Origin of the sequence: Companilactobacillus nuruki (genome assembly GCF_002872255.1) — a bacterium.
Taxonomy (GTDB): domain Bacteria; phylum Bacillota; class Bacilli; order Lactobacillales; family Lactobacillaceae; genus Companilactobacillus; species Companilactobacillus nuruki.
In genome coordinates this window covers 1-9,356 of the sequence record NZ_NIPR01000041.1, presented here as the reverse complement: position 1 = coordinate 9,356, position 9,356 = coordinate 1, and the positions used below count along the sequence as shown (strand labels likewise).

Annotated in this window: 9 protein-coding genes and 1 pseudogene; 9 read left to right on the top strand and 1 reads right to left on the bottom strand. The window is 39.1% G+C overall.

The window, feature by feature from the left end:
* The first annotated feature begins 183 nt into the window (after positions 1 to 183).
* The 8 genes and pseudogenes from CBP76_RS09475 to CBP76_RS09435 all read left to right on the top strand — a co-directional run.
* Positions 184 to 432 carry a GlsB/YeaQ/YmgE family stress response membrane protein gene (locus tag CBP76_RS09475; protein WP_102196645.1) on the top strand — a complete coding sequence of 83 codons (249 nt, stop codon included), beginning with the start codon at positions 184 to 186 and terminating at the stop codon, positions 430 to 432.
* Between the two features lie 167 nt (positions 433 to 599).
* A complete protein-coding gene (locus tag CBP76_RS09470; RefSeq protein WP_102196647.1) occupies positions 600 to 1,970 on the top strand; it encodes a sugar porter family MFS transporter in 1,371 nt (456 codons plus the stop codon).
* A 21-nt stretch (positions 1,971 to 1,991) separates the two neighbouring features.
* Positions 1,992 to 3,008, top strand: coding sequence for a polysaccharide pyruvyl transferase family protein (locus CBP76_RS09465; protein ID WP_102196644.1), 1,017 nt, complete (start codon positions 1,992 to 1,994; stop codon positions 3,006 to 3,008).
* 99 nt (positions 3,009 to 3,107) lie between these two features.
* The gene (locus CBP76_RS09460) at positions 3,108 to 4,274 is read left to right on the top strand and encodes an MFS transporter (protein WP_102196643.1); all 1,167 of its coding nucleotides are present in this window, start codon (positions 3,108 to 3,110) and stop codon (positions 4,272 to 4,274) included.
* Between the two features lie 566 nt (positions 4,275 to 4,840).
* Entirely contained in the window at positions 4,841 to 5,668 is an 828-nt protein-coding gene (locus CBP76_RS09450) for a hypothetical protein (protein ID WP_102196642.1), read from the top strand.
* A gap of 52 nt (positions 5,669 to 5,720) precedes the next feature.
* Positions 5,721 to 6,140 carry an Ohr family peroxiredoxin gene (locus CBP76_RS09445; RefSeq protein ID WP_102196641.1) on the top strand — a complete coding sequence of 140 codons (420 nt, stop codon included), beginning with the start codon at positions 5,721 to 5,723 and terminating at the stop codon, positions 6,138 to 6,140.
* A 331-nt stretch (positions 6,141 to 6,471) separates the two neighbouring features.
* On the top strand, positions 6,472 to 6,531 hold the full coding sequence (locus CBP76_RS13645; RefSeq protein WP_425430304.1) for a putative holin-like toxin: 60 nt from the start codon (positions 6,472 to 6,474) through the stop codon (positions 6,529 to 6,531).
* A gap of 130 nt (positions 6,532 to 6,661) precedes the next feature.
* A pseudogene (locus CBP76_RS09435) lies at positions 6,662 to 7,243 on the top strand (transposase family protein); the annotation flags it as partial.
* 132 nt (positions 7,244 to 7,375) lie between these two features.
* Here CBP76_RS09435 and CBP76_RS09430 read toward each other — a convergent pair.
* Positions 7,376 to 7,642, bottom strand: a complete 267-nt coding sequence (locus CBP76_RS09430) for a GlsB/YeaQ/YmgE family stress response membrane protein (protein ID WP_003680380.1) — start codon at positions 7,640 to 7,642, stop codon at positions 7,376 to 7,378.
* A gap of 667 nt (positions 7,643 to 8,309) precedes the next feature.
* Here CBP76_RS09430 and CBP76_RS09415 point away from each other — a divergent pair.
* A complete protein-coding gene (locus CBP76_RS09415; RefSeq protein WP_102196640.1) occupies positions 8,310 to 9,206 on the top strand; it encodes a diacylglycerol/lipid kinase family protein in 897 nt (298 codons plus the stop codon).
* Positions 9,207 to 9,356 lie beyond the last annotated feature (150 nt).

Below are 9,356 nucleotides of genomic sequence, written 5' to 3'. Positions count from 1 at the left end.
AACACGTTTAAATCCCACTTTTATTATTGAAACATTTATGAAATAAATAGCATGCACAGGAATATTGTGAATTTGTTCAACAGCTTTGATAGTATGGTTTCCTTGCCTCACACCCTTGATAAGGTTATATTTATCCTTGTAATCATTATAGAAAGTTTGTTCAAAAAAGAGGAAGTGAATTTTATGCATTGGTTATGGGTTTTAATTGTTGGTGCTGTTATTGGCGCAATTGCTGGTGCCATCACTAATCGGGGCGCAGCTATGGGCTGGATTAGCAATATTATCGCTGGCTTAGTTGGCTCATCCATTGGTGAAGCTATTTTAGGCAGTTGGGGGCCAAATATAGCTGGTATGGCCATTATTCCGTCAATTATAGGCGCAATAGTTGTTGTAGCAGCAGTTTCTTTCTTTTTAAGTCGTAGAACAAGATAAATTTTTCCCCATATGTTAAACTTTTTAACAATCTTTTAAATGAATCCATGGTTGTTATTGGCTGGTCAATTACTGTAGTAATTGACTTTTTTTATAATTGTTTTACTTTAATTTCATGTAAAGCCACTCTAATTATTAACAAGCTGAAAGAAGTGGACGAATTGGCAATGCAAAATAGAAGTGGAAGAAAATATGGATTATTAAATTACAGTGCTTACGTCATATCTTTGGGAGGATTCCTATTTGGGTATGATACTGGTGTTATCAATGGAGCTTTGGCTTTTATGAGCAAGACTAGCCAATTAAATCTAACTCCTTCCCGTCAGGGAATCGTGTCAAGCTCTTTAGTCTTAGGGGCTTGCCTTGGTGCATTCCTATGTGGAAAATATGCTGATAAATATGGCAGAAAGGTTACAATTCGTTGGGTTGCAGTTATCTTTACACTGGCAACTGTATGTTGCGCATTATCACTCAATTATATCTTTATGACCACATTTAGATTTATCCTGGGACTAGCTGTTGGTGCTGCCTCAAGTCTTTCTCCAATGTATCTTGCAGAAATATCCCCAAAAGAAGTTCGTGCTAGCAACGTCAATAAGAATGCAATTTTTATCGTTTTAGGACAACTAGTAGCGTTTATTATGAATGCCCTTTTAGGCAGTCTATGGGGTAACTGGGATCCAATTTGGCGCGTTATGATTTTAATTGCATGTGTTCCCTCTATTATCTTATGGATTAATTCATTCAATATTGCTGTGAGTCCTAACTGGTTAGTACAAAGAGGGCATTTAAAAAGAGCACGTAATTTAGCTTATCGACTAGGATTCAAAAAACAAACTGCTAACAGGATCATTGATGGGCGTAAAAAGAATATCAAAACAGAGACAAAGCTCACTTGGAACCAAATCTTTTCGAATAAACGATTAGTCTACTTACTCTTGATTGGAATCGTTATTGCCTTGATTCAACAAGTATCGGGTATTAATACAGTTATGTATTATGGCACTATCTTGTTAGAAAAGGTTGGTATGGGAGAACGGGGTTCTTTGTATGCGAATATACTAATCGGCTTAACATCTTTCATCGCTAGTATCTTTGGAACCAGAATGATTGCCAATCACAACCATCTGAAAATGTTAAAAATTGGGTTAATGGGTAATACTATCTTTTTAGCATTGTTAGGGGTTATCATGCACGCAAACATGCTGCCACAGGTAGTTACAAATACTTTGGTTCTAGCAATGCTTGTCCTATTTCTAGCGAACCATCAAGGTATTGTTAGCCCTGTTACTTGGTTGATTATGGCAGAAATGTTCCCTAATAGTGTCAAAGCTAGATTTATGTCAATTGCTACGGCAACCACATGGATCACTAATTTTTCAATTAGCTTAGTTTACCCATTGCTAATTAATGCTTTAGGAACAGCCACTGTCTTTTTTGTATTTGCCATAACAAATGGGTGCAGTTTATTTCTTTCCTTGACTGTTATTAATCAAGAGAAAATGAAAAAATCCTATCAGGAAAGTTCCAGCAAATAAAATTAGAAGGAGAAAAATAATATGGCTAACTTTTATATCAATCCTAATAACGTTGTACACGAATTGCCTAAAAATAATCAGCCAAAATTTTTTATGTTTGGTGTTCCTAGCTATACCAATCTTGGTGACCAGGCAATATCATTAGCCGAACGAAAATATATTGAAGCTGAGTTTCCAGATTACCAATATATTGAAATAGTAGAGGAAGATGATGATGCGGCTATTCCAGTTGTTAAGCAATGTATAACTAAACAAGATATTGTTGCCTTTACTGGTGGTGGAAACATGGGAAATCTTTATCTTAACCACGAGCGAGCACGCCGAAAAGTATTTTCAACTTTTACTGATAACCTAACCATCTCATTCCCACAGTCTATTCATTTTGAAGACAATGAAGCTGGACTTTATGAACAAAAGTTAAGTCAAGAGGCTTACCAAAAAAACCCCAATTTAGTTCTAGTAGCTCGAGATGCACAGAGTTACCATAGAATGCAGACTACTTTCAACAATAAAGTCATTTTTACACCTGATATGGTTTTATATATGCAATCTAAGAAATTCCCAAAATTGAAGCGTCAAGGGTCATTATTTGTTCTCAGACGGGACGCTGAAAAAGTCGTCAAAGATAAGGTTATCCAAAACATAAAGACTTTGCTGAGAGCCTACCAACCTATTGAATTTACGGATACTGTTTTAGATACGGTTAAAACTATTACACCTAATACCCGTGAAAAATTATTCAGAAAAGAATTAAGCCTATTTTCAGGTCAAAAGTTAATTATTACTGATCGATGGCACGCAATGGTATTCTCAGTTTTAACTGGAACACCTTGTTTACTAATGGGAAACAGTTATGGGAAAGGTAAGCACGCTTACTTTGATTGGCTAGAGTATATCAACTGGGTTAGTTATACCGATGAGGAAGATACCGAAAGGATTAAACAACAAATAAACGCGGTCATGGAAGCCAAAACTCACGCTTATGATCTTATTCCTGATTTTAAACAGTTACATGATTTAATTGCACATAATCGGTAGGAAAAAGCCAACTTTTTGATAACATTTTTCATTTGATGTTAATCAAAAAAATGGCTTTTTATATAACTTTTTTAGTGTATATCTTAATAAGGTGGTCATATGAAAAAGAAAATCAACCTTCAATGCATATTATTAACATTTCTAACGTTCACAATGGGTTTGAGTCAATTTATTATAATAGGAATTATAAATAATTTATCGACAGATTTTAGAGTTTCTATCGCAGAAATTGGGGCACTCGTAACCATATTTGCAATCGTTTATGCAGTTGCAACACCAATAATTAACTTATCTATTGGTAGTATCGCTTTGCATAAAGTTATGCTCTTTTTTATGCTGATTTTTTCATTTGGAAACTTATTGACAGCTATAGCTAGTAATTTTAATGTACTACTTATGAGTAGAATTATAACAGCCCTATCATCTGGGCCTCTGATGTCGACTGCTGTTACCTTTGCAGCTGCAATTGCTCCTCAGAGAAAAAGAGCTTGGCTAATATCTTGGGTGTTCTCAGGCTTCAGTATCGCTTCAGTTTTTGGCGTACCTTTAGGTACTTGGATAAGTGATAACCTTAACTGGCGATTAACTTTTTGGACAATTTTTTTTGCCTCAGTCTTTATTACTATCGCAGTTTTCTATTTGCTACCTCATAAATTAACACAAATTGGAACACATAATATATTCAAACAGTTAGCTATCTTAAAAGACAAAAGAATCATCTGGGGTATTCTGGTCCCGGTCTTTAATTTTAGTGCCATTTATATCATTTATACCTATTTGAAGCCAATATTAATTAAAGAGTTAAGTTTCTCCCACAATAATGTCATAATTGTTCTATTTTTGTACGGACTATGTGGATTGGTAAGCAACCAAGTGAGTGGGCGTATAGCAAACATGAAATGGAAACGCAATTTAAAAAAATTTTTTATTCTTCAAGCTATTAGTATCTTTCTTATATTCATAAGTGGAAATTTAACATGGCTAAAAATCAGTGCAATTCTCATAATGGCTTTAACAATGTCTATTTCTAACTCACCCATGCAATTGTATTACATGGATATTGCCCAACAAAATTATCCCCAATCATTGGTTTTAGCTTCTTCTTTTAATTCAATTTTTTCAAATGTTGGAGTTGCTACCGGATCTGCAATTGGAGGATATGTCGTGGCCACTGTAGGCTTAAGCGGATTGGGCATTGCAGGTAGTGTCTTTAGTGTTTTCACAATAGGTGTTCTAACAATATTAATTAAGTATAACTATAATTAATAAGATCTTTTAATGTCTGTACTGATTTTGGCAATTATTATTCAGGTTCAGTATACCAGAGAATAAGTCTTAATATTTATGTTAGCTTCTTCATGTGAGGATAGATAGAATTTTAATAAACCATCAGCCCAAATTTTTATGCTTTTAAATGGGAGGAAATTTGGTATTCTGACACAGGATCATCGTGTACATGACCTAAACATAAAGCTTGATACCCTTATGTATTCACCATCCATTCGGGACTATTGGGCTAATCAAGCCTTACAACGAAGTCATGATTTCTCACTTTCGGATGTTATTAATCAGTGGCAGCGACTTTTTAAAGGGCTTAGTCTCTAGTGAGAAAAACATTTATAACGTTTTTTGACTAATCTGTAAGGTTTTTATAAGGCTACATATCAAGCATTCAAATGAAGTGGTATTAATGGTCGAATTTTAAAAAACGTATTTTGCACAATTAAAATTGTTTTATATTATAATGATCATAAGTGATAATTTAGGACCATGTGGGCAGTTAATCCAATCTAGAGACGCCGTGACACAACAATGGAAAGAAGGAATGTCATATGAAGGGCAAGATTGTTATCGCAACGTTGACAGCATGCCTTTTAATCGGAGGTTGTTCGAAGCTCAATACCAACTCTAAAACACCATCGACATCTATTAGTTCCGCTACGAAGGTATCTAATTCTGCAAAAGAGAAAATGTCTTCTAGTTCTTCATCTACTGTGGCTAGTTCAATATCATCAAAGAACTCATCAGTAAAAGAGGATACTACAGATTCTCGAATTCAAGAGCTCAATCAGAAGTTGTCTATGGCAATTGGGACTACAAAAAAACCAACTGTTGATGGGTTGAACGAAAATCACAATCGGTTGAATATGCACTATATCAGTAATGCATACGGATATACGGTTTATTATAGTGTTGGAGCTACAGCCAAGGAATTTAATGCCAGCACCTTAGCTAGCGAAACGCCTTATGCAACATTCAATAAAACCGCCTATGTCTCCACAGCGGCTGCAGTGACCGCGGTTAATCACCACGCACAAGAGACTGGGTTACCGGTCATTGATCTTGGGACTGGTGTTCAGGGGACTATTGATCGAGGAGCTGGACAAGCTTATCTCACATGGCAAGCAGGTCGCTGGTCGGTAACAGTACATGCCTCACCTGTCATGGGCCAAGATCCAGTTGCTATGAGCAAACAACTGGTAGCATTGTTTAACCAGTACTCGCTTCCCATTCCGAGCCAAGTTGGGGCAGGCAACTTTGATGTCACTGATAATGGATTAAACCAAACTATTACTTGGCAAGAAGGTGCCATCTTGTATAAAATATCTGCACGTTCAGCCGAAACTGCCATTAAGATGGCTTCAAGTATGAGTCGTTAGTCGAGTGGCTTGCGTTTAACGAAAGCTGCGATTATTTCAAGGAGGTCATCAAATGAAGAAAGTATATACAACAACCATGATTAACACTGGAGGACGTTCTGGTGAGTCACATAGCCCAAACCACTCTTTCAACGTAAACATTGAAGAACCGGGCAGTAAAACGGAAGGAACCAATCCAGAAGAACTTTTCGCTGCGGGCTATAGTACTTGCTTTAATAGCGCCTTAGATTATATCAAACGAGCTAAGAATATTCGCGGTAATTCGATCATCAAGGTTAGAGTATCGTTGTATAATCAAAGTAAGGAATCAGTCCCAGATGTTGTTTTAGGAGTAGAAATTGAAGGCTTCATTGCTAATCTCCCCCTTTCAAAAGTGCAAGAATTGTTAGACGAAGCACACCAGGTCTGCCCTTATTCTCGAGCTACAAGAGGTAATATTTCAGTGACGGTGCAAGCCGTTCCTGAAATCTAGATTTCTCCTCGGAAACCATTTACTCTTAAGCAGGTCGCCGGAACTTAATGCTCATTAATCCAACCTTGCAATTAAATCAATCTATGATGACCCTTTGTCAACAGGTATTGATGAAGAGTTTTTAGAGCTGTTCACATTAAAATTTTAATTTGCAAAATTGGTTCTCACTGGTAATATAGCGATCCAACGAATTTGTTCTAAAGCTTGGATAGTGATACAGATTCCCTGTATAATAGTTCTTTGTAGAGAAGTTAAGGCGGTGGCTGTCTTTTCCCTTGCGAGGTGAGGCCCATGGGAACATGGAATAATCTTCAGGAAGGTTTCACAGTCAATGAGCGTCTTCCAGACACTCTCGTTGATGTTGCTGTTTGGCACGTTTTTAAGGGTCTAGAATTTTTGGTGTTGGAAAGTATTTCCATTCCAAAAGTACTAGGCCCTTTTTGATAACAAAAAAAGGCATCTAAGCCTCCCTAGTGCTATGCTTTAAGCGGCAAAACTCAAGATAAGCGGGGTAGGAATAGATGTCTCAACTAGATAATACACTTAAATTACTGGGAATTACAGACACAGACATTCAGGTGTTCGGTACTCGTGAGGAATTTCATGGTCGGGGCTCGGGTCGCAAAAAGTATTTGGTCATCCAGGCAGAGCTTACCTACACACTCAGGCGCTGTCCCAGCTGTGGATACAATACGTTGCACCCTAACGGACACAAGCTCACTCATGTCCACATTTCAGGACCCATGGACCGGCCCGTAATTCTAGAGCTAAACAAGCAACGCTGGCGTTGTAGTAACTGCCATAGCACTTGTACGGCCACCACTCCAGTGGTATCAACCAACCACGCCATCGGTCACGGACTAGCGACTCATGTGCTGAAGCTAGCCAGTAAATCACTCCCGGCTAAGACTATCGCCAGTCTCACCGGTATTTCGACAAACTCAGTTCAGCGTATTTTGACGGCTAATATTCATACACACGCGAGCCGCCGGTTACCGATTAATCTATGCTTTGATGAATTCCGTTCCACGCACGGCTCCATGTCGTTTATTTGCATTGACGCCGACACTCACAAATCAGTTAAAGTACTTAGCGACCGCTTAAAATACTCGACTGGCAAACACCGTATCAGGTTATGCTGACAAATTTGTCCAAAAATTCGGATTAAATTTGCAATCTACCGTTTAACATTTTTTGATGCCGAGCGTAACAGCCAGGCTGTCAATTGGCACTGTTCAATTGTGTTTTGACCGTCGAACCCGTGCCCACTGAACCACGAACATCATTATCAGAACGACGGCAATTGCACCGATTGCGGCTGGTATCACGGTCATTCCGGCTAACTCAGGCCCCATCGGCCCCAGCACACCTTCACCAATGAGTGCCCCAAGGACGCCAGCAATAATGTGACCGATCCAACCCCGCGATTGACTGGGGCTCATGATAGCACCTGCAAAAGCACCAACCGCCGCGCCAACAATCATTACCCATGACCAATGCATGCTGTCATCCCCTTTTTAGCGGCGGTGTTTGAACTGCCGCACTTCTCGAAACACAGTCAATCCTAATTGCCCAATTGCAATCAATAGTGACAATTTACCCCAAAAACCAGGGGTCTGGCGTTTAATTTTAGCCATTACGGACACCTCCATCTTTTGATAGCGCTAACAACTGCTACTTCAACAAATCCTTTTATGCCTAATCACAATTACTGCGGCTGAAGCGCCTGGGCAGCAACGGTTCCGATCACAATAAGTATCATCGCCCCGCTCACGACTGGCAACAACGTCATTCCAGCAACTGTTGGCCCGAACCATCCAAAAGACAGCTGGCCACCAAGTACACCGAATAAGCCTGCGATTAAATTAATTGTCGTTTGACGCCGACCATGTGCGCTTACCGCATTTGCAACGATACCTATTGTTAGTCCTAATATCGCAACACCTATTCCATCCCATTGTGAACACGCTCCATCCCGATATTGTGTGATTAAAATTATCATAACTATAATATTTATATTGAGCAATCAAAATGCTCATTGACCCGACTAATTCAGTAATGATGCATATTATTTCCAGTCAAACTAGTGTTCAAGCTATACTGAGACTATCAAAAGCTTACTAAATAAGCGATGAATAAACTTAATTTTTTAATCAAGAGGCGATTGTCATGGCAACAACTTACGGCATTTTCTATAACGGACAAGCGGGTAATGGGCAAGCGGCAACCGTCGCCCATCAAACCGCGCAAGCGCTATCGAACCACGGCATTGAGTCTCAATTACTGACAACACCAGGAATCCCCCGGGCAATTGCGTTAATTAAGCAAACACTTCCTCAACTGTCAGCACTAATTGTTATTGGTGGAGATGGCACACTGAACGTTGCAATGACAGCCCTAATCCAAGCTGAAGCACATATTCGTATCGGCGTTATTCCCATGGGAACGGTTAATAATTTTGCAACCCGCTACCAGTTACCAACTGACCCCCAAGCGGCCATCGAACTAATTTGTACTCAGCCGGCGACCCAAGCAGTCGGCATGCTAGTTTGTAATCAACGCCGGGCAGTCGTGAGTTCACTGACATTCGGTAATTTGGCTGACATTTCCAATGAAGTTCGACAATCTGAGAAGCAGCGATTCGGTAAATTAAGCTATCTTTACCGTGCTATTCGCCATATTGGTCACAATAAGTCACTGCCAATTCGATATCAATTCAAACACGAAGGAAGCCACACCTTAAAAACATGGTTCTGTTTGATTACAACGACCAAATCAGTCGGTGGGCACGTCTATAGCGCGTCTGCTCCAGGAAAAATGCATATTAGTCTACTTAACAACATTGGCTGGCGGCAAGTAATTCCATATATTTGGTTCGCACTAACGGGGAACTTGCAAAACTCCAAGGCCATTACACAGCTAACGGCAACCAGTGCACGAATTATGAGTGCAACTGGTCAAGCCGTGACGACACGTATTGACGGCGACCCAGCGGTTAAACTGCCAATTGAATTGACCTATTTGACAGACCGCTTCGAATTGATCGTACCAACAGTCATCGAATAACGACGTATTTTTTATTAATATAATCAATATATTGATTGCTTACTATTAACTTTTTGATTATAGTTAAACGGTAGATTGTAAAATTAATCCGAACGCTGTTCATGCCTCTTATACACATCTGACGCTGCCAACGAAGAGAATATATAAAGT